Raw genomic sequence first — 19,792 nt, forward strand, 5'->3', positions numbered from 1 at the left:
GTGCCCAGCACATCCGACTCCAGCGAGACCCATCCGCATCAGGCGACGCGGACCATCGTGCATGTTCTGCGACACGGGGAAGTGCACAACCCGAAGGGCATCCTGTACGGACGCCTGCCCGGTTTCCGGCTGTCCGTCACGGGCCAGTCGCAGGCTGCTGCGGTGGCCCGCGCTCTCGCCGGCCACGACATCACCCACGTCGTGGCATCGCCACTGCAGCGCGCACAGGAGACCGCGGCGCCGATCGCGCAGGCCCACGGCCTGACGATCGCCGAGGACGCGAACCTGATCGAGGCCGGAAACGACTTCGAGGGTCTGCGCGTCTCCGTCGGCGACGGCGCGCTGCGTCGGCCCCGCCACTGGTGGAAGCTGCGCGACCCGTTCACCCCGTCGTGGGGCGAGCCGTACCTGCAGATCGCGCATCGCATGCTCGCTGCCGTCAACGCGGCACGCGTCGCGGCCGTCGGACACGAGGCGGTCTGCGTCAGCCATCAGCTCCCGGTCTGGACGTTGCGACGCTTCCTCCAGGGCGATCGTCTGTGGCACGACCCGCGGCACCGTCAGTGCGGGCTCGCGTCGCTGACGTCGCTCGTCTACGAAGGCGACACGCTCGTCGACATCGTCTACTCCGAGCCTGCCGGTGCCAGCGATCCAAGGGTCTCCGGTGCGTAAGGTTCTGGCCTCTGCTCTTGCTGTCGTCGCCGTCACCGCGGGCTGCGCGACGGGCACCGACGCGGTCGCGACGGGTGGCACGTTCGACTTCGTCTCGCCCGGTGGGCAGACCGAGATCTACTACGATCCGCCGTCGGATCGAGGCACCATCGGTGAGCTGTCCGGCCCCGACCTGATGGAGGAGGGCAAGACCACCTCGCTCGACGACTACGAGGGCAAAGCCGTCGTGCTCAACGTGTGGGGCCAGTGGTGTGGACCGTGCCGCGGCGAGGCGGACGACCTCGAGCAGGTCTTCGAGAGCACCAAGGATCTCGGCGTCCAGTTTCTCGGTATCAACGTTCGCGACAACGCCCAGGACAAGGCTCAGGACTTCGTCATCGACAACAAGGTGACGTACCCGTCGATCTACGACCCGCCGATGCGCACGTTGTCCGCGCTCGGTGGTATCCCGACGTCGGTCGTTCCGACCACGATCGTGCTCGACAAGCAGCACCGCGTCGCCGCGGTGTTCCTGCGTGAGCTCCTCGCCGAGGATCTGCAGCCCGTCGTCGAACGAGTCGCGGGCGAGGAGTCAGGTCAGCAGTGAGCACGGTCCATCTGGCAGGGATAGGCGAGACGTTCCAGACGACGGCGTCGACGGGCCCTCTCGTCCTCGCGCTCGGCGTCTGCCTGCTCGCCGGTCTGGTGTCGTTCGCGTCGCCGTGCGTCGTACCGCTCGTACCGGGCTACCTGTCGTACCTCGCGGGTGTCGTCGGCGCCGACGCGCCCGCGGTGACCGCGTCGGAAGCCGCGACGACGAAGGTCCGGACGTCGGCGAAGCTACGGGTCGCCGGTGCCGCCGGACTGTTCGTGCTCGGCTTCACCGTCGTGTTCGTGCTGGCCACGGCGACGGTGTTCGGTGCCATCTCGGTGCTGTCGGTCAACCGTGAACTGCTGATGCGCATCGGCGGTGTCGTCACCATCGCGATGGGCCTGGTGTTCATCGGTCTCGTGCCTGCGCTGCAGCGCGACGTCCGGTTCGAGCCGCGTCGAATCGGCAGCCTCGTCGGTGCACCCCTCCTCGGTGGTGTGTTCGCGCTCGGGTGGACGCCGTGCCTCGGACCGACGCTCGCAGGTGTCATCTCGCTCGCAGCGGGAACCGAGGGTGCGACGGCTGCACGAGGCGTCGTGCTGATCGTCGCTTACTGCCTCGGACTCGGTCTGCCGTTCGTGATTCTCGCGTTCGGTTCGGCCAGCGCTCTTCGCGGAGTCGGTTGGCTTCGCACCCATGCACGACAGATACAGGTGTTCGGCGGAATCATGTTGATAGCAGTAGGAATTGCACTCGTCACGGGTGCGTGGGACGTGTTCGTGGGCTGGGTCCGCGACGCCTTCGTGTCCGACGTGGTGCTTCCCATATGAGTTACACGACCAGCGATACGACGGACCTCGACACCGAGCCGTCGCAGAACCCGCCGCGTCAGTCCGCGGGTGGACGCGCACTCGCGTTGGTGCGGAACACCTGGCGCAGTCTCACCAGCATGCGCACCGCGCTGGTTCTGCTGTTCCTCCTCGCGTTCGCGGCCATTCCCGGCGCGCTGGTTCCGCAGCGAAGCCTGAACTCGGGCAAGGTCGACGAGTACATCGCAGCCAGGCCGATTCTCGGCCCGCTGATGGACAAGCTCGAACTGTTCGACGTCTTCTCCAGCTTCTGGTTCACCGCGATCTACGCGTTGCTGTTCATCTCGCTCGTCGGCTGTATCGTGCCGCGGTGCGTCGAACACGGACGCGCATTGCGCACCAAGCCCGTTCCGACGCCTCGCAATCTTGCGCGTCTGCCTCACCACCGCACCTACACGACCGACGAGTCGGCGGAGAACACCGCCGACAAGGTCGCGGCGCAGCTGCGTGGGTGGCGGGTCGCTCGCAGGGGTTCTGGCGACAACGTGACTCTCTCGGCCGAGAGGGGCTACCTGCGCGAGTTCGGCAACCTCGTCTTTCACCTGTCGCTCGTCGGACTGCTCGCCGCGATCGCGCTCGGCAAACTCCTCGGCTACGAAGGCAACGTCGTCGTCATCGCCAACGACGGCCCCGGATTCTGCAGCACGTCGCCCGCGATCTACGACGGGTTCCGTGCCGGCCAGCTCGTCGACGGCACCGGCCTCGAGCCGCTGTGCATCCGCGTCAAGGACTTCAAGGCCGACTACCTCGACAACGGCCAGGCCGAGATGTTCACGTCGAACATCGAATATCAGGCGGGCGACGACCTGACGAACAACGTCTGGCGCGACGACACGCTGCAGGTCAACCACCCGTTGCGCGTCGCTGGCGACCGTGTCTACCTGCAGGGTCACGGGTACGCGCCGACGTTCACGGTGACGTTCCCGAACGGCGAGACGCGCACCGAGACCATCCAGTGGCAGCCGACGGACGCGACGACGTTCCTCTCCAGCGGCGTGCTGCGGATCGACCCGCCCGGCGGCCTTTATCCCGACGCGACCGAGCGTCGCAAGAATCAGATCGCGATCGAGGGACTGTTCGCGCCGACGGCGTTCTTCCACGGCAACCTGTTGTCGTCGAGCTACCCGGCCATGACGGATCCGGCCGTCGCCGTCGACATCTACAAGGGCGACACGGGTCTGGACACCGGCTATCCGCAGTCGTTGTTCTCGCTGAACAAGGAAATGATCAATCAGGGCAGGCTCGTCAAGCAGGATCGAGTGAACCTGAAGCCGGGGGAGACGTCGACGCTTTCCGACGGCACGACCGTCCGCTTCGACGGCGCCGAGGAATTCGTGAACCTGCAGGTCTCGCACGACCCCGCGCAGACGTGGGTGCTCGTGTTCGCGCTGACGATGATGGGTGGCCTGCTGGTCTCGCTGATCGTCAAACGACGTCGCGTCTGGGTCCGGCTCACCACGGAACCCGATACACGACGTACTGTAGTAGAGCTTGGCGGGCTCGCCCGTACCGATCAGGCGGGCTGGGGAGACGAGTTCGACAGGCTCTGCGAGAAGCTGATCGGTGACGTGTCCACTGCAGACCGGCCCACCGCTGACCGGACCAACCAGGAGAACTGACCGATGCCGATCAACGAGACACTCGCGCACTACAGCGATCTGTGCTTCGAATCCGCGTTCACGATCTACGTGCTTGCGTTCATCCTGCTCACCGCGCAGTACGCATCGATGAAGGCGTCGAAGGCGCAGGCGCGTGAACTGGTCGGCAGTGGTGCACCTGTCACGGCTAAAGATGTGCCCGGCCGTGTAGTCGAGACTCCGAAGCGCCCGATGTCCGACCGACTCGCGGGCATGGGCTACGCACTGCTGTTCCCGGCATTGGCGCTGCACGCGGCGTCGGTCGTGCTGCGTGGTTTCGCCACCGATCGCTTCCCGCTCGGCAACATGTACGAATTCGTCGCGATGGCTACCGCGGCCGCGACCCTGACGTCGATTCTGCTGCTGCGCAAGCGGTCCATGCGTCCGATGCTGGTGTTCGTGCTCGCTCCGGTCATCGTTCTGATGTTCCTGGCGGCGACCAAGCTCTACGCCGACGCGGCACCCGTCGTTCCCGCGCTTCGGTCGTACTGGCTGCCGATCCACGTCACCATCGTCAGCGTCGGCAGCGGCATCTTCCTGGTGTCGGGTGTGGCCAGCGTGCTCTTTCTGCTCCGCATCCGGAACGAGCCCGGACAGGAAGGCACCGGCTTCTGGGGCCGTTTCGCATCCAAGCTTCCGGACGCCCAGGCACTCGACCGGCTGGCGTACAAGACCACCATCGTCGCGTTCCCACTGTTCGGTGCGGGCGTCATTCTCGGCGCCATCTGGGCCGAGGCGGCGTGGGGCCGCTTCTGGGGCTGGGACCCCAAGGAGACGATGTCGTTCATCACCTGGATCGTCTACGCGGCGTACCTGCATGCCCGTGCGACGTCGGGATGGCGTAACACCCGTGCGGCCTGGATCAACGTCGCCGGATTCATCGCCATGCTGTTCAACCTCTTCATCATCAACATGGTCGTCTCGGGTCTTCACTCGTATGCCGGTCTGAACTAGCTGGTACCCTCCGGCGTCGGGGGAGCAGTCGACAGCGATGGGGGATCGCTCGTGGCCGAACGGAAGACGACGTCGTGGCAAGCGGTGGGCTCGGGGGAACCTGCCGCACCCGAGCCGGAACGCCTGCCGCCCGTCGTGCAGGCGTCGGCGCTCGATCTGACCAACGCCCTGCTGATCAAGAAGGCCTCACCGCCGCCGTATTCGGGGTGGCGTCGGTGGCTGTACGAGGCCACCGGCCGACGCGTCGACGTCGGCAACAGCGCCCGTGACGAACGACGGCTTCGCCTGACCGAGCAGGTCGACCGCCACCTCGTCGGCTGCTACCGGGTCTCGGTCCTCAGCCTCAAGGGTGGCGTCGGGAAGACCACGACGACGGCGACGCTCGGCTCGACGTTCGCGAGCATCCGCGGCGACCGCGTGATCGCCGTCGACGCCAACCCGGACCGCGGCACGCTGAGTCAGAAGGTGCCGACGGAGACTCCCGCGACGGTACGAAACTTGTTGCGAGACATCGACGATCTGCGTCGGTACAGCGACGTCCGCGCGTACACCTCACAGAATCGGTATCGGCTCGAGGTGCTCGCGTCGGATTCCGACCCGGCAGTGTCCGACGCGTTCAGCGGCAGCGACTACGACCGCACCGTCACGTTGCTCGAGAAGTTCTACAACATCGTGCTCACCGATTGCGGAACCGGGTTGATGCACTCGGCGATGGACAGAATCCTCGCCGGGTCCGACGCGCTCGTCGTCGTCAGCTCCAGTTCGGTGGACGGAGCTCGCAGCGCGTCGGCCACGTTGGACTGGCTCGACGCGCACGGGCATCGGGAACTCGTGCGTTCGTCGGTTGCGGTCGTCAATGCTGTCCGGCCGCGGGCGGGGAAGGTGGATGTACAGAAGGTCGTCGAACATTTCGAGCAGCGATGCAGACAGGTCGTGATCGTTCCCTTCGACCCGCATCTCGAGGAAGGCGCCGAGATCGACGTGAAGCGGCTGCGTCGCGGCACGAGGCACGCTCTGCTGGAACTCGCTGCCGCCGTCGCGGCCGGATTCCCGAGCAATCGGCCGGGGGACGTCGAGCGAACGCGCGAGACAGACGAGTCGAGCGGCGGTAAGACGAGACCAGCCCGCGCGTGAGCGCCGGGCTGGTCTGTGTTCTTCGGTTGTCCCGCAGGTCTATTCGGTCGGTTCCGGTGAGCTGGTATCCGGGCCGTCCTTGCCGGAACGCTTCGCGTCACGGTTCATGCGCCACAGGAATTCAGGGTCGTCGTCAGGGCCGATCACCTTGCCTGCGGGCGCCTGACGCGTGGGTCCGAACGCCTTCCAGAACAACACGATCACTGCAATCAAACCGATCAACGCCAAAAGATAGATCACGACGCACCTCCTCATACGAGGGTAGCCGCGCAGGGTAGCCGTTGGCACCCTACGCGGCTCGCAGTTTCCTGAGAATTCGGCGCCTGCGTCGAACGGCGACCTACCGGTGGCCGGCCTCGGTGGTGAGGGAGGTCAGCAGCTGCATCACCTCGGCCTCGCGGAAGCGACGGTGGCCTCCTGGAGTGCGAAGCGATCCGAGTCGTCCTGCATGTGCCCAGCGGGTCACGGTCTTCGGATCGACGTGGAAGAGCGCGGCTACCTGTCCCGGGGTGAGCAGTGCGTCCTGAGCCTTGTGCAGTGTTGGTGCGCTCATCTTGTCGTGTCCTCCTGCATGCTGTGTCACGGCAGCGTCGGTGTCCCTGACGACGGCGCGGAAACCGGTCGTTCTCGCTGCTCGTCGTCGGCCGTTGCCGTGACGTGAATGAAACAACTTTCGATGTCGGGCTCCATGGTGGCACTCGAACCCCTAGGTACTCGACTGATCTAAAGTTGGTAAAGGGGAGGTAATAGACAAATCGGATAAGTCAGGCGGTCCGAATCGGGTGCGGTCGGGGCGGTAACCTGGGGTTTGTGAACGAACGCAATGCCAAGCCCGTGCCCACCGCGACCAAGGGACAACTGTTCCGTGACGTCGCGCTTTACTCGGGAGCCCGGCTGTTGCTCGTCGTTGTCATCGCGGCCGCGATCATCGGCATCGGTCTCCTCGTCGGTGTCGAGGTGCCCGTTCTCGTCGCTGCGGTGTTCGCCGTCCTCATTTCGTTACCGTTGTCGCTGGTGCTGTTCAAATCGCTCCGCATCCGCGTCAACGAATCCATCGCAGGGGTCGACGAGGGCCGTCGCCGAGCCCGCGCCGAACTGCAAGCGAAGCTGCGCGGCGAGGACGGACAGTAGTGTCGCGCGTCGTCGACCACTCGGTGTCGCGTGAGTGGGTCGACAACGCGGTCCGGCTGATCGACGCCGACGCGCAACGAAGCGCGGACACGCACCTGCTGCGGTACCCGCTGCCGGGCGCGTGGGGCGTGCAGCTCTACCTGAAGGACGAGTCGACCCACATCACCGGCAGCCTCAAGCACCGGCTGGCACGGTCGTTGTTCCTGTACGCGATCTGCAACGGCTGGGTCACCGAGAACACGACGGTCATCGAAGCGTCGTCCGGGTCGACGGCCGTCAGCGAGGCGTACTTCGCGCGGCTGCTCGGTCTTAAATTCGTCGCCGTCATGCCGCGCAGCACGAGCCCCGCGAAGATCGCCCTGATCGAATCCCACGGCGGGCGTTGCCATTTCGTCGACGACCCCGCGTCGATGTACACCGAGGCGCACCGGCTGGCGGCCGAGCCGCACTCGCACTACATGGACCAGTTCACGCACGCCGAGCGCGCAACGGACTGGCGCGGCAACAACAACATCGCCGAATCGATCTTCGACCAGCTCGGCAGGGAAGAGTCGCCGATCCCCACGTGGATCGTCGTCGGAGCGGGCACCGGCGGGACGAGCGCCACGATCGGCCGCTACATCCGTTACCGGCGTCATGCGACGCGTCTGGCCGTCGTCGATCCCGAGAACTCGGCGTTCATCGGTGGCTACGAGACCGGTGATGCGGGTTTCTCGACCGGCAAACCGTCGCGCATCGAGGGAATCGGACGGCCCATCGTCGAACCGTCGTTCGTCGGTCAGGTCATCGACCGAATGATCGCCGTTCCCGACGCTGCATCCGTCGCCGCCGCCCGGCACGCCTCGACGGTGCTCGGCCGACGCGTCGGCGGCTCCACCGGAACCAACCTCTGGGGAGCCTTCGGCCTGATCTCCGACATGATCGCCGCCGGAAAGAAGGGCAGCGTCGTCACACTGCTGTGCGACGGCGGAGAGCGCTATGCCGGAACGTATTTCGACGACGACTGGGTAGCAGGGCAGGGGATGGACCTGACCGGCCCGACGGCGACGTTGGAGGGGTTCGCTCGGACCGGGGAGTTCAGGGTCTAGGTCGTGGTCGGCCGGCCGCCGCGCAGGTTCCAGCAGGTGCGCAGGTTGCAACGTGCGCGTGCGCTGCAACCTGCGCGGTCACGGGCTCAGAACGCCCGCTGCACCGTCAACGCGCGCGCGAGGTAATCACGCTGTTCGACGACCAGGCGCCGCAGCGCGGCGGGCGCCCATTCGTGCGCGGCGAGCCAGGCGTCGGCGGCGTCGGTCGAATCCTGCTGCGGGAACAGGCCCACGACGAGGCGTCGGGCGATCTCGATACTGCGCGCCGACCACAGATCGGCGATCGAGGCGAAGTAGCGTTCGTCGTACGGTTCGAGCAGATCGCGACGGCCGCCGGCTCGGAATCCCCACACGGCCGCGTCGACCGCGTCGTTGGACAGTTCGTCGGAGTCGAACAGATCCGACCACGCCGTGGCCTTGGCGTCGGCGTTCGGCATCGCGGCCATCGCGGCGCGATGCGAGTTACGACTCGACGCCGTTCCGTCCGTCTGCAATTCGGCGTCGAGACGCGTCGGCGATGCGTTTCCGCGGGCGCTGACGGCCTTCAGCAGCATCCATCGCTGTTCGGGATCGAGGTCGATTCCTTCGATCGGCAGAGTGCCGTCGAGAACGCGGTCGAGCTGCCCGGGTCGCACGTCGGAGCGTGACGCGGCGGCGGCGACGGCGCGCAGCCAGACGATCTGAGCGTCGCTGCCCGGGTCCGCGGTTTCGAGCTGTGACCAGCACGTGGCGAGCCAATCATTGGCTGCCGCAGCAGAATCGGCGAGGTAGTGATCGATCGCGTACTGAGCGTTGGCGACGACCGCCGCCAGAACGCCGACCTTGCTCTCCGATGCAGCGAAGCGCGACGCGATATCGAGGTAGGTGCGTGGGTCGAGCTGCGCATCACGCGTCGCGTTCCACAGTGCCGACCAGATCAACCCGCGCGCGAGGGGATCGACGACGCTTCCCAGCGACGTACGGATGGTGTCGAGCGAACGGTCGTCGAATCGGATCTTCGCGTAGGTGAGATCGTCGTCGTTCAGGAGAACCAGTGCGGCGCTGGGGAGTTCGATCGGTGTGAACGCGTCGACCAGGTCGATCTCGCGACGCGACGTGCGCACGATGGTGCCGTCGACGTCCGCGTCGTACAGGCCGACGGCGATGCGATGCGGTCGCGGGTCGGTCTGCTCGACGCCCGTGCCGGTGTAGGTCAGCGTCGAGACGCCCGTCGTCTGCAGCCACGCCGCGGACCAGTCCTCGAGGTTCCGCCCGGATGCCGCGGACGCGTGCGTCAGCAGATCGGCGAGAGTGGTGTTCCCGTAGGCGAATTCGGCGAAGTAGCGTCGTGACGCCTCGAAGAACGCATCTTCGCCGACGTATGCGGCGAGTTGCTTGAGAACGCTGGCGCCCTTGGCGTAGGTGATGCCGTCGAAGTTCAGCTTCGCGGCTTCGAGGTCCGGGATGTCGGCGACGATGGGATGCGTCGTCGGAAGCTGGTCCTGCAGATATGCCCATGCCTTGCGGCGGTTCGCGAAGCTGACCCACGCGTCGGTGAAACGCGTGGCGTGTGCGGATGAGTATGCGCCCATGAAGTCGGCGAACGACTCCTTGAGCCACAGGTCGTCCCACCACTCCATCGTCACGAGGTCGCCGAACCACATGTGTGCCATCTCGTGCAGGATCGTGTTGGCGCGCTGCTCGTACTGCGCTTCGGTTGCGGCGGAACGGAATACGTACGACTCGGTGAAGGTCACGAGTCCCGGGTTCTCCATGGCGCCGAGGTTGTACTCGGGAACGAAGATCTGGTCGTACTTGCCGAACGGGTAGGGGAAGTCGAACTTCTCGTGGAAGAAGTCGAGGCCCTGCTTCGTGATCTCGAAGATGTCGTCGGGATCGAAATTGTCGGCGAGGGACTTTCTGCACAGCGCCCCGAGCTCGACGGTGAGATCGCCGCGCTGCCATACCGATTCGGCGCGATGGTACGGGCCGGCGGCGATCGCGGTGATGTACGTGGAGATCGGGAGCGTCGGCTCGAACGTCGTCGTCGATCCGTTCGTGGTGCCGGTTCGGTTGGACAGGGTCTCCCAGTTCTCCGGGGCCTGTACCTGGAACGTGAACGGCGCCTTGATGTCCGGCTGTTCGAAGTTCGCGAAGACCCGTCGTGCGTCGGCGGGTTCGTACTGCGTGTACAGGTAGACCTCGTTGTCGACGGGATCGACGAAGCGATGCAGGCCCTCGCCCGTCCGGCTGTAGCGTCCCACCGCGTCGACGACGACGGTGTTGGATTTGCCGAGTCCGACCAGTTGGATGCGCGCACCGTCGTACTCGACCGGGATTTCGGCACCGTCGAGGGTGACCGACCTGACCTCGGCGCCGATGAAGTCGAGCCAGGTGGCGGGTGTCGAGGCGTCGAACGTGATGGTCGTGCGCGTACCGAACGTGGTCGCCGAGTCGCCGACGGCGCCGCGCAGATCGAGTTCGACGCGATAGGTGACGTTGTCGATGTGGCGAGAGCGGCGGCGGGTTTCGGTCCGGGTCAGGTTCGCGGTGCTCATGGGTGAAACCTTACGTGCGCGCGAATGTATAGCCGGCTGTACATTCGCACGCACGTAGGGTGGCTCGCATGACATTTCTCGTACGGCTCGTGATCAATGCAGTCGCGATCTGGCTGGCCGCCCAGTGGGTGTCCGGGATCGCCGTATCGAGTTCGGGGCGGGGGACCGCCTGGGACCTGCTCGTCCTGGCCGGGATCGCTGCGGTGTTCACGATCGTCAACGCGTTCGTCAAGCCGTTGGTGAAGCTGTTGTCGCTCCCGCTGCTCATCGTGACCCTCGGCCTGTTCACCCTCGTCATCAACGCGCTCATGCTGATGCTGACGGCGTGGATCTCGTCCGCTACCGAGTACGGCTTGACGATCGCCACGTTCGGCGCGGCCTTCTGGGGTGCGCTGATCATCTCGATCGTCAACTGGCTGCTGGGAGCGTTCGTCCCGGAACGCCGTTAGGCGAACGCCAGTGCGGCTCCGGTCGTCAGGCCCCAGACGAGCATGGCCAGGCCGGAGTCGCGTAGCGCGGGGATCAGCGCAAATCCTGTCTGCCCGGACCGCACCGGCTTGTTGGCCCGTGCCGCCAGCGGCAGAGCGATGAGCGCGACGAGCGCCCACGGCGTCCGGGCAGTGAGAGCCACGGTGACGGCGAACGGCACCACCATCAGCGCAAGGTGGAGCAGTCGTGTCCGCGTGTCGCCCAATTTGACTGCGAGCGTGAGCTTTCCCGAATCCGGATCTGTGTCGATGTCCCGCAGATTGTTGGCGACGAGTACTGCACTCGAGAACGACCCGACGGCGATCGCCGCGACCAGACCGACCCAGTCGACGCGGTCCGCCTGCACGAACTGCGTGCCCAACACCGCGACCAGTCCGAAGAAAACGAACACGGCGATTTCGCCGAGTCCCGCGTAGCCGTACGGCTTCGTGCCGCCCGTGTAGTACCAGGCGCCCGCGATGCAGACCGCGCCGACGACCACGAGCCACCAGGCCGTCGTCGCCGCGAGAACCAGTCCCGCGACACCGCCGACGACGAAACATCCGATCGCCGCGGCTTTCACCGAGCCGGGCGACGCCAACTTCGATCCCACGAGCCGGAGCGGTCCGACGCGTTCGTCGTCGGTGCCGCGAATGCCGTCGGAGTAGTCGTTGGCGTAGTTGACGCCGATGATCAGCGCCAGGCTCACGACGAGCGCGAGCAGCGCTTTCCACCACACCGCCGCGTCGAGCGATGCGGCCGCGCCCGTTCCGACGAGTACGGGGGCGATTGCATTCGGCAACGTCCGCGGACGGGCGCCTTCGATCCATTGCGCTGTGGTGGCCATTCATCGATCTTTGCGCATGCCGTCCAGGTCTGTCTCGGGAGGTGTCGAGACGCGGAGAACCTAGGGAAAACGCAACGGCGGCAGAACGGGTAGATGAATCTGTGGCAACTCGATGCGCGGCAACTGGAACGGCGGGGGAGGTGGCGGCGGGGCAGCGGGTTCGACGTACCCACCGGTGTCGTAGCGCGGCACACTCGGCGCAGACGCCTGCGAATCGGCGGGGGGCGCCTCGATCGTGGGGGTGTTCTCGACGACCGGAGCAGGTGGCGGGAGGGTGGTCAGCAGCTGTGTCGCGGTGACGGGCGCCGTCGGCGTCGACGACGTGTCGACGGCAGGAGCAGGAACGCGGGTCATCGTCGATTCCGCCTCCGGCGACGGCCACATGACCCACGACAACAACCCGAATGCGACGACGGACGGCAGACCGAAGCGCAGCAGCGGCGTCAGCAGCGATTTTGCGCTGCGCCTGGCAGGGGGCGCGGCCGAGTTGCGCACGCCGTCGACACGTGTCGCGTACAGCGCTGCGCCTCGCGACGCGATCAAGTCCGGTGCGTCGGGCCTGACGACGGGAAGCTGCAGGTAGCGCCCGAGAATGTCCTCGATCAGCGGGATCCGGGCCCCGCCTCCGATCGCGACGACGGCTTCCGGCGGAATCTCCGACATCTCCGCGAGATCGCGCAGCGCGATGGCGGACCGCTCGACCGCCCGCATGATGCAGATCTCGAACATCCGCCGGTCCATCAGTCGGAAGGCGCCGTCGGACGTCTGGGTTGCCTCGTGCGTCGACAACGCTTCCTTGATCTCGCGGCTGAACGCAAGCAGTCCCGCTTCCTCGTCGGGAGTGCGCGGAGTAGCCAGGATGTCGAGCGTCATGAGGTAGTCGCGCACCGCGAGATCGAGGACGTCGCCGCTGAGCTCCTGCGACCTCGTCGCGGCATAGACCGTGCCGCTGTCGGTATCGGCGACGGTCATGTCCAGGCCGGTGGCGCCCAGGTCGTAGATCGCCACCGTGCGGTATCGGAAATCGGGGTCGGCCCGAAGCTGTTCGAGGGTGCCCGCGATCTCGGAGATGATGTGGACCTCCGAGACGTACTCCTCGACGAGCGCCGCTTTCAGTGCTGCGGAGTAACTGGGGTCGGGGAACGCGACGCCGAGCGAGTGCGGTGGGTCGGAGCGGTCGACGATGGTCCGGATGGCGTGCGCGACGTCGTCGGCGTCGGGAAGGTCGGCCGCAGACGGAAACCATTCGGCCGAGAAGGACACGCCGTCGGCCGTGCGCACGGCACGAATGCCGCTCGCGCCCATCGACATTCCTATCGACACCATTGCTTCTCGCGCCCTCCAACTCCCCGATTCGGCAGTTCCTCCACCTGCGCGTCCTGGTGACCCCCGTCGCACTATACCGTCTTTCGGTTTGTTTTATGATCGATAACCGACCAGGGGCTGAATGTGGGATCGTGTCGGCACACTCACCTACGATGTCGATCGGTGCCTCTGGATACTCGCGCAGTCGACGTCGACGCCCCCGCCGTCAGGATCGACGTGGGCGTGCTCGGTGCTGTCAGCACCCGGGTCGACGGGCAACTCGTGTCCATTCCCGGCGCCAGGGCACGGGCCCTGCTCGTCGCGTTGGCGTGCGCGCCGGGGCACAGCCGGAGCGTCGGCGCGCTCCTGGACGACGTGTGGCCCGACGCGCCCCCGCGGGCCCCGAAGAACGCGCTGCAGACCCAGGTCTCTCGGCTTCGGGCCGTCCTGCCGCCGAACACTCTGTCGAGCAGCCCCGCCGGGTACCGCTTGGTACTGACGCCGGAACAGCTGGACCTGACGTGCGCGGAAACCCGCGTCGGGCAGGCTCGCGGTCACCTCGCGTCCGGCAATGTCGACGCGGCTCTCGACCTGGTCGGGCAGGCTCGCGCGCTGTGGCGAGGCGAGCCTGCCTCCGATCTTCCGGACGGAACCGTCGGCGACGACCTGAAAGCACGTGCGGACGCCGCGTCGGATGCGCTCGACGCGATCGAGATCGAGGCTCTGCTCGGGCTGCGCAACTTCGAGCGGGCCTTGTCGCCGGCTCGCCGCGTCGCGGCACGGGATGCGCTGGACGAGCGTGCTGCTGCCGATCTCATGCGATGCCTGCACGGCCTCGGCCGATCGAACGAGGCTCTCGCGGTGTTCGCCGAGCTGCGGGAGAACCTCGCCGACCGTCTGGGAACCGACCCGTCGCCCATGCTCGTCGACCTCAACGCCGAAATTCTGTCGGCGAGCGTGCCGCGCACCCCCGTCGCGGTGGGGTTGCGTGCCGCGCCGAACGTGTTGATCGGTCGCGAGCGCGACATCGCCGCGATCGAATCGCTGATGACTCGGGCTCGGGTGACCACCATCGTCGGACCGGGCGGAAGCGGTAAGACGCGTCTTGCTCACGAAATCGGCTCGCGCGCGTCGTCATCGGTGCCGGTGGTGCTCGTCGAGCTCGCGTCGTTGCGTCGCGGCCAGGACGTCGTGGCCGCCATCAGTGGAACGCTCGGGCTGAGCGAGACGGATCTGAAGATCGGCGGCATCGGAGGTGGTCGTGTACGGACCGCGGGGGAGCGTCTGCGGGAGGCGTTGTCCGGTCGGGCGGTAGTGCTGATTCTCGACAACTGCGAACATCTGATCGACGACGTGGCGGAGATCGTCGACGAATTGATCGGTGCCAGTGCGTCTTTGACGGTGCTGGCCACCTCCCGGTCTCCGATGTCGATCACGTCGGAATCCGCGTACCCGCTTCCGCCTCTGGTCGCCGGTGGAATCGACTCTCCGGCAGCGCAATTGTTCGTGTCCCGAGCGCGGGCGGTGCGGCCGGCGGCGTCGTTCGACCCGATCGAGGTGGATCGCCTGTGTCGCACGCTCGACGGGTTGCCTCTCGCCATCGAACTAGCTGCGGCCCGCGTGCGCACCCTCACCGTCGCGGACATCAATGCGAGACTCGAGCATCGATTCGCGTTGCTGCGCAGCACCGATCGCACCCGTCCCGTGCGGCACCGGACGTTGCATGCGGTCATCGAATGGAGCTGGAATCTGCTGGAGCCGCCGCAACAACGTACGCTGGCCCGATTGTGTCGTTTCCCAGCGGGATTCACCGTCGACGCTGCCGAGCGTGTCGCCGGGTTCGCGGGCGTCGACGACGTCGCCGATGCGTTGGACGGGCTCGTGAACCAATCGTTGCTGACCGTCGTCGACGAGAACGAGCACGTGCGCTACCACATGCTCGAGACGGTCCGGGAATTCGGTGAGGAACAACTGCGCGAGGACGAGGCCGCGCAGGTCGGCGCACGACTGCTCGCGTGGGGGACTGCCGTCGCGCGCACTGCGGTCGCGGGTTTTCGCACGCCGGACCAGGTCTCGGTGATCCGCATGCTCGAAGCCGACCACGACAACCTGGTCGACGTGCTGCGCCATGCAGTCGACGACGAGCGGTGGCCGCAGGCGTACACGGTGTTCGCGGCGCTCGCCTTCTTCTGGTCGCTGCGCGGCGCGCACACCGAGGTGCTGAACTGGGCGCCGCGGATGACGGACGCACCTGCGGTCGTGAATGTCGACGACGATTCTCCCGTGCTCGCCCACGTCGTGCTCCTGGCGCACGTCGGGCGCGGCGGTCAGGTCCGGGATGCGGCACGAGTTCGAACTCGATTGCGCCGCAGCCTACGTGCGCGGTCCGGTGTCGAGCCGGGCCTGCGGTTCGTCGCGGAGGTCCTGGTCGGACGTACCGACGGTCGAGGTCTCCCACGACGACTGGCCCATGCTGTCCGGGCCGACGAGCCCGCGCGTCGCTGCGCAGCACGAATGGTTCGAGCGGGGCTCGCCGAGAACTTCGGCTACCTGCACCTTGCCGCGCGCGACGCGGACGTCGCCTATGCACTCGCCGTCGACCGCGGTGACACGTGGGCCGCCGCGTCGGCGTCGCAGAGTCTCGGAAGTATTCACGGACAGTCGGGCCGAGCAGATCTCGCCGTGTCGCACTATGCGCGCGCAGCCGATCTGCTGTGGCGTCTGCATTCGTTCGACGAGAGCGCACAGATGCGCGGGTTCGCCGGCGCTGCGCTCATCGCCGACGGTCGAATTGCCGAGGGCCGCAAACTGATCGACGACGTCGCTGCGATGAGCGTGGACGGTGAGTCGTCGATCAGCTCGGATGCCGACCAACAGGATCAGCGTCTGGCGTCGATCACCGCCACGCGTGCGGAGGCCGACCTGGCGCAGGGAAACATCGAATCCGGTCTCGCGCTGTACCGTCGCTCCACCGAGATCGCCGGCTTCTCGGCCGACGTACCCACCGACCCGTATCTGACGCTGCTCGCCGCCGCATCCGTCGCGGCTCACGTGCTGCACGGTGCTGTCGACCGCATCGCCGACACCGTCGTCGTTCTGACCGAGGTCGCACTACGACGGCTCGGAACCAACGAGTTCCGCGACCTGCCGCAGTTGGGATCGGTCGCCTGTGCCGTCGGATCGTTCGACGTCCACTCCGGGCGTGACCCCGGACGAGGCGTCGAGCTCCTGGTGTTGTCGGTGAAAGTGCATGCACGACACGACTACTCGACCATGCGTCCCCAGTTGCATCTCGACGCGGCACGACGCGTTCTCGGCGACGCCGTCGTCGACGACCAGGTTGCCCGTGTCGCGAAGACGACGAGAACCGAAGCGCTCGAGAGGATACTCGAGCTGCTTCGGTCCTGACCCGGGAACGTCACGCCTTGCGCATGTACGCCCTGACGGTCAGTGGTGCGACGACCGCGACGACGATCACCGCGCCGAGAATCGACCACAGGACGTGGATTCCGACGTGCCCGTCGTTGGACAGTTCGCGAACAGCCGTCACGAGGTGTGAAACCGGGTTGACGCCGACGAACGTCTGCAGCCAGCCCGGCATCGTGTCGACGGGCACGAATGCGTTGGACAGGAACGTCAACGGGAACAGGATCATCATCGACACCCCCTGTACCGACGAGGCTTTGCTCATCAGGACGCCCATCAGGGCGAAGATCCAGCTGATGGCCCATGCGCAGAAGATCACCAGTGCGCCTGCGGCGAGGATGCCGAGTGCTCCGCCGCCGGGTCGGTAGCCCATTGCGTAGCCGGTGCCGAACGTGATGACGGTGGCGATGAAGTAGCGCACGACGTCGGCGGTCAGTGCCCCGGCCAGCGGTGAGATACGGGCAATGGGAAGCGATTTGAAGCGATCGAACACGCCCTTGTCCATGTCTTCACGCAGCTGTGTGCCGGTGACGACTGAGGTCGTGATGACCGTCTGCGCGAGAATGCCCGGAATGATCAGCGGCAGGTACGCGTCGACGTTTCCGCTGATCGCGCCGCCGAAGATGTAGGCGAACATCAAGGTGAAGATGACCGGCTGGAAGACGACGTCGAACAGTTGTTCCGGGTTGTGCTTGAACTTGAGCAGTCCGCGATACGCCATGGTCAGCGAGTGGGCGACGGACTGTCGAAGCGAGATGGTGCGCTGCGGGTTCAGTTGTCGTTGTGCGGGTTCGGATTCGGTGAGTGTCGTGGTCATGCGGCCTCGATCGTGTCGTGTCCGGTGATGGTCATGAAGACCTCGTCCAGGCTGGGCTTGGAGACGGTGATTTCGTCGACGGCTATGCCGTGCTCGCGTAGCCGAATCAAGATCTCGGGAGTGTGCGACGGGTCGGTCATCGGTGCGGTGAGACGGCCGGATTCGGCGGACGCCGACACCTCGACGCCGAGCTGAGCGGCGACGATGGACCGGGCCGCGTCGAACTGTGTGCCGTCGGCGAGTGTCAGCTGCAGCGACGAGATGCCGACCGACGCCTTGAGCTCGTCCGCGGTGCCGTCGGCGATGACCTTGCCGCGGTCGATGACGGCGATCCGGTCACACAACTGATCGGCCTCGTCGAGGTACTGCGTCGTCAGCAGAACGGTGGAGCCCTGGGCGACGAGTCGGCGAATCGTCTCCCACATCTGCGCGCGGGTGCGTGGGTCGAGACCGGTGGTCGGTTCGTCGAGGAACAGCAGGGGAGGGGAGGAGATGAGGCTGGCCGCGAGATCGAGTCGACGACGCATACCGCCGGAGAAATTCTTCAGCGGACGGCTCGCGGCCTCGGTGAGTCCGAACTCCTCGAGCAGCTCGGAGGCCTTGCGGCGGCTCTCTTTTCGGCCGAGGCCGAGGAGCCGGGAGAAGACGACGAGGTTCTCGGTCGCCGACAGATCCTCGTCGACGGAGGCGTACTGGCCGGTGACGCCGACGAGCGAGCGCACGGCGGTCGCGTCGGACATGACGTCGTGGCCGAAGATGCGCGCCGCGCCGCCGTCGGGACGCAGGAGAGTGGCGAGCATGCGAACGGTCGTGGTCTTGCCTGCACCGTTCGGCCCGAGAACGCCGTACACGGCGCCTGCGGGAACCGTCAGGGATACGCCGTCCACGGCGCGGTGCGAGCCGAACATCTTGACGAGGTCCACTACCTCGATAGCTGGTGTCATGCCACGAACAGTGCACCCGTCCGCTTGCACGACGCTTGCACGGGACATGCGCGTCACACCCGTGCGCGGAAAGTTGGCCTCCGCTCCAACTATTCACGCACGAGCGCCGCCAGGCGCACTACAGCGGAAGTTCCGTTTCCGTCAGACTGGGGCCGCCGCCGACGCGTCTGAACCACTCACGCCCGAACGCGGCCTGCAGCATGTCGACGGGCATCTGCAGGAACGGCCCGAAGTCACCGACCTGCGTCTCGTGCGCCAGCATGGCGTTGCGCTTGGCATCCATGACCGTGCTGACGTCGACGACGGTGGTGATTTCCGACTCGGGCAGCCCGAACGTGTCGAGGTCGAGCGAGTTGTCCTCGTCGGCCCAGTTCGGGTTGAGCTCGACGAGTTTCTTCATGTGGTCCCGGTTGGCTGTCGTCTCGTAGACGTTCTTCGTGCCGGCCAGTTCCGCGGCCCTCGCGCCGACGTAGTGCACCTGGATGTGATCGGGGTGCCCGTACCCGCCGTTGGGGTCGTAAATCGTCAGGACGTCGGCGTTCTCCTCGTCGAGTACGGCGGCGAGCTTGCCTGCTGCCTCCTCGACGTCGACGTTGCAGAATGCGTCGGGCGCGTCGTTCTCGGGTGTTCCGGCCATACCGGAATCGGCGTAGTGCAGCATGACGACTCGATCCGCACCGAGGATGCCCGCAGATGTCGCAAGCTCGGTCTTGCGACGTTCGGCCAGGGTCTCGCCCTCGGCGAGAATGCCGTCGGGAAACTCGCCGAGGGCACCATCGGTCGCGGTGACCAGCACGACCCGATGCCCCGCGTCGGCCGCGAGGCGCATGACGCCGCCGGTGTTGAAGACCTCGTCGTCGGGATGGGCGTGAAAGCAGACAAGTGTGCTCATGAAGGGACATGCTTGCACGCCCCGTCGATTATTTCGTGGCTGCGGGTGCGTAACTGTCGGCGAACTCCGCGGTCGGGGCGATGTTCGTGATGATGTCCAGTCCGACGCCGTCCGGTGCAGCGATGATGAAGTGTCGTTGACCGAAATCCTCGCTGCGGATGTCGAGCAGAAGCGTGGCACCGCCGCGCACCACGAGGCGGTCGTATTCGGCGTCCACGTCGTCGACTTCCAAATTGAGAAGCGTTCCGCGGGACGGGTGGCGAAGTGCGGGTGGAATCGTCTCGTGCGACGCGTCCAGGATGGCGAGTTCGAAATTCGGGTCGCGTCTGAGGCTGACGTACCAGTCGCTGTCGAATGTCGTCTCGAATTGCAGCGTTTCGACGTAGAACGACGCCGTGGCGCGTACGTCGTGGGTCATCAGAACTGGGTAGAAGCTGCTGAGCATCATGAACCTCCTATAGATACGTACACTGTGTATGTGTTTGAGGCTACACATACAC

At 66.2% G+C, this 19,792-nt stretch carries 19 protein-coding genes; 10 read left to right on the forward strand and 9 right to left on the reverse strand.

Annotated elements, in window-relative coordinates; genetic code table 11:
- The 6 genes from DK926_RS01685 (at position 1) to DK926_RS01710 (ending at position 5,837) form a co-directional block, all read left to right on the forward strand.
- Complete coding sequence (locus DK926_RS01685; protein ID WP_068427452.1) at positions 1-672, forward strand: histidine phosphatase family protein; 672 nt, start codon at positions 1-3, stop codon at positions 670-672.
- The gene (locus tag DK926_RS01690; protein ID WP_068427454.1) at positions 665-1,258 is read left to right on the forward strand and encodes a TlpA disulfide reductase family protein; all 594 of its coding nucleotides are present in this window, start codon (positions 665-667) and stop codon (positions 1,256-1,258) included. The genes DK926_RS01685 and DK926_RS01690 overlap by 8 nt, the downstream gene beginning before the upstream one ends.
- Entirely contained in the window at positions 1,255-2,073 is an 819-nt protein-coding gene (locus tag DK926_RS01695; protein WP_114328173.1) for a cytochrome c biogenesis CcdA family protein, read from the forward strand. Before DK926_RS01690 ends, DK926_RS01695 begins: the two co-directional genes overlap by 4 nt.
- Positions 2,070-3,731 carry a cytochrome c biogenesis protein ResB gene (locus DK926_RS01700; protein ID WP_114328175.1) on the forward strand — a complete coding sequence of 554 codons (1,662 nt, stop codon included), beginning with the start codon at positions 2,070-2,072 and terminating at the stop codon, positions 3,729-3,731. Before DK926_RS01695 ends, DK926_RS01700 begins: the two co-directional genes overlap by 4 nt.
- A gap of 3 nt (positions 3,732-3,734) precedes the next feature.
- Positions 3,735-4,703, forward strand: a complete 969-nt coding sequence (gene ccsB / locus DK926_RS01705) for a c-type cytochrome biogenesis protein CcsB (protein WP_114328177.1) — start codon at positions 3,735-3,737, stop codon at positions 4,701-4,703.
- Between the two features lie 135 nt (positions 4,704-4,838).
- Complete coding sequence (locus DK926_RS01710) at positions 4,839-5,837, forward strand: MinD/ParA family protein (protein ID WP_243636617.1); 999 nt, start codon at positions 4,839-4,841, stop codon at positions 5,835-5,837.
- A 39-nt stretch (positions 5,838-5,876) separates the two neighbouring features.
- Here DK926_RS01710 and DK926_RS01715 read toward each other — a convergent pair whose 3' ends face one another.
- Positions 5,877-6,077, reverse strand: a complete 201-nt coding sequence (locus DK926_RS01715; protein WP_068427459.1) for a hypothetical protein — start codon at positions 6,075-6,077, stop codon at positions 5,877-5,879.
- Between the two features lie 100 nt (positions 6,078-6,177).
- Complete coding sequence (locus DK926_RS01720) at positions 6,178-6,390, reverse strand: BldC family transcriptional regulator (RefSeq protein ID WP_068427505.1); 213 nt, start codon at positions 6,388-6,390, stop codon at positions 6,178-6,180.
- A 257-nt stretch (positions 6,391-6,647) separates the two neighbouring features.
- Here DK926_RS01720 and DK926_RS01725 point away from each other — a divergent pair, with 257 nt between their 5' ends.
- Both DK926_RS01725 and DK926_RS01730 read left to right on the forward strand, forming a co-directional pair.
- Positions 6,648-6,968, forward strand: coding sequence for a DUF4229 domain-containing protein (locus tag DK926_RS01725; protein ID WP_068427461.1), 321 nt, complete (start codon positions 6,648-6,650; stop codon positions 6,966-6,968).
- Positions 6,968-8,056, forward strand: a complete 1,089-nt coding sequence (locus DK926_RS01730) for a PLP-dependent cysteine synthase family protein (protein WP_114328182.1) — start codon at positions 6,968-6,970, stop codon at positions 8,054-8,056. Before DK926_RS01725 ends, DK926_RS01730 begins: the two co-directional genes overlap by 1 nt.
- An 86-nt stretch (positions 8,057-8,142) precedes the next feature.
- On the opposite strand, the gene pepN is transcribed toward DK926_RS01730, so the two are convergent.
- Entirely contained in the window at positions 8,143-10,593 is a 2,451-nt protein-coding gene (gene pepN / locus DK926_RS01735; protein WP_114328184.1) for an aminopeptidase N, read from the reverse strand.
- 68 nt (positions 10,594-10,661) lie between these two features.
- Here pepN and DK926_RS01740 point away from each other — a divergent pair, with 68 nt between their 5' ends.
- Complete coding sequence (locus DK926_RS01740) at positions 10,662-11,042, forward strand: phage holin family protein (RefSeq protein ID WP_068429223.1); 381 nt, start codon at positions 10,662-10,664, stop codon at positions 11,040-11,042.
- Here the strand turns inward: DK926_RS01740 and DK926_RS01745 are convergent.
- Together DK926_RS01745 and DK926_RS01750 are read right to left on the reverse strand one after the other, a co-directional pair.
- Positions 11,039-11,908 carry a 1,4-dihydroxy-2-naphthoate polyprenyltransferase gene (locus DK926_RS01745; RefSeq protein WP_114328186.1) on the reverse strand — a complete coding sequence of 290 codons (870 nt, stop codon included), beginning with the start codon at positions 11,906-11,908 and terminating at the stop codon, positions 11,039-11,041. The two genes, DK926_RS01740 and DK926_RS01745, sit on opposite strands and share 4 nt — an antisense overlap.
- A gap of 60 nt (positions 11,909-11,968) precedes the next feature.
- Positions 11,969-13,234 (reverse strand): Hsp70 family protein, encoded by a 1,266-nt coding sequence (locus DK926_RS01750; protein ID WP_114328187.1) that lies wholly within the window; start codon positions 13,232-13,234, stop codon positions 11,969-11,971.
- Positions 13,235-13,396: 162 nt separating this feature from the next.
- Here DK926_RS01750 and DK926_RS01755 point away from each other — a divergent pair, with 162 nt between their 5' ends.
- Positions 13,397-16,621, forward strand: a complete 3,225-nt coding sequence (locus DK926_RS01755) for a BTAD domain-containing putative transcriptional regulator (protein WP_243636588.1) — start codon at positions 13,397-13,399, stop codon at positions 16,619-16,621.
- Between the two features lie 10 nt (positions 16,622-16,631).
- Here DK926_RS01755 and DK926_RS01760 read toward each other — a convergent pair whose 3' ends face one another.
- The 4 genes from DK926_RS01760 to DK926_RS01775 all read right to left on the reverse strand — a co-directional run bounded on the left by DK926_RS01760 (position 16,632) and on the right by DK926_RS01775 (position 19,740).
- Positions 16,632-17,456: an ABC transporter permease gene (locus DK926_RS01760; protein ID WP_114328189.1), complete on the reverse strand. Its 825-nt coding sequence runs from the start codon at positions 17,454-17,456 to the stop codon at positions 16,632-16,634.
- Positions 17,453-18,400: an ATP-binding cassette domain-containing protein gene (locus DK926_RS01765; RefSeq protein ID WP_114328192.1), complete on the reverse strand. Its 948-nt coding sequence runs from the start codon at positions 18,398-18,400 to the stop codon at positions 17,453-17,455. Before DK926_RS01765 ends, DK926_RS01760 begins: the two co-directional genes overlap by 4 nt.
- Before the next feature lie 118 nt (positions 18,401-18,518).
- Positions 18,519-19,292: a PIG-L family deacetylase gene (locus DK926_RS01770; RefSeq protein WP_114328194.1), complete on the reverse strand. Its 774-nt coding sequence runs from the start codon at positions 19,290-19,292 to the stop codon at positions 18,519-18,521.
- Between the two features lie 28 nt (positions 19,293-19,320).
- Positions 19,321-19,740, reverse strand: a complete 420-nt coding sequence (locus DK926_RS01775; RefSeq protein ID WP_068429241.1) for a VOC family protein — start codon at positions 19,738-19,740, stop codon at positions 19,321-19,323.
- Between the last annotated feature and the right edge of the window lie 52 nt (positions 19,741-19,792).

It is taken from the genome of Rhodococcus sp. Eu-32 (assembly GCF_003336925.1).
GTDB classification, from domain to species: domain Bacteria; phylum Actinomycetota; class Actinomycetes; order Mycobacteriales; family Mycobacteriaceae; genus Rhodococcoides; species Rhodococcoides kyotonensis_B.

Excerpts from the sequence above, each read along its gene's own strand:
- DK926_RS01700 (WP_114328175.1), top strand. The coding sequence starts at position 2,070 with ATGAGTTACACGACCAGCGATACGACGGACCTCGACACCGAGCCGTCG.
- ccsB (WP_114328177.1), top strand. The coding sequence starts at position 3,735 with ATGCCGATCAACGAGACACTCGCGCACTACAGCGATCTGTGCTTCGAA.
- DK926_RS01720 (WP_068427505.1), bottom strand. The coding sequence starts at position 6,390 with ATGAGCGCACCAACACTGCACAAGGCTCAGGACGCACTGCTCACCCCG.
- pepN (WP_114328184.1), bottom strand. The coding sequence starts at position 10,593 with ATGAGCACCGCGAACCTGACCCGGACCGAAACCCGCCGCCGCTCTCGC.
- DK926_RS01740 (WP_068429223.1), top strand. The coding sequence starts at position 10,662 with ATGACATTTCTCGTACGGCTCGTGATCAATGCAGTCGCGATCTGGCTG.
- DK926_RS01745 (WP_114328186.1), bottom strand. The coding sequence starts at position 11,908 with ATGGCCACCACAGCGCAATGGATCGAAGGCGCCCGTCCGCGGACGTTG.
- DK926_RS01750 (WP_114328187.1), bottom strand. The coding sequence starts at position 13,234 with ATGGTGTCGATAGGAATGTCGATGGGCGCGAGCGGCATTCGTGCCGTG.
- DK926_RS01760 (WP_114328189.1), bottom strand. The coding sequence starts at position 17,456 with ATGACCACGACACTCACCGAATCCGAACCCGCACAACGACAACTGAAC.
- DK926_RS01765 (WP_114328192.1), bottom strand. The coding sequence starts at position 18,400 with ATGACACCAGCTATCGAGGTAGTGGACCTCGTCAAGATGTTCGGCTCG.
- DK926_RS01770 (WP_114328194.1), bottom strand. The coding sequence starts at position 19,292 with ATGAGCACACTTGTCTGCTTTCACGCCCATCCCGACGACGAGGTCTTC.
- DK926_RS01775 (WP_068429241.1), bottom strand. The coding sequence starts at position 19,740 with ATGATGCTCAGCAGCTTCTACCCAGTTCTGATGACCCACGACGTACGC.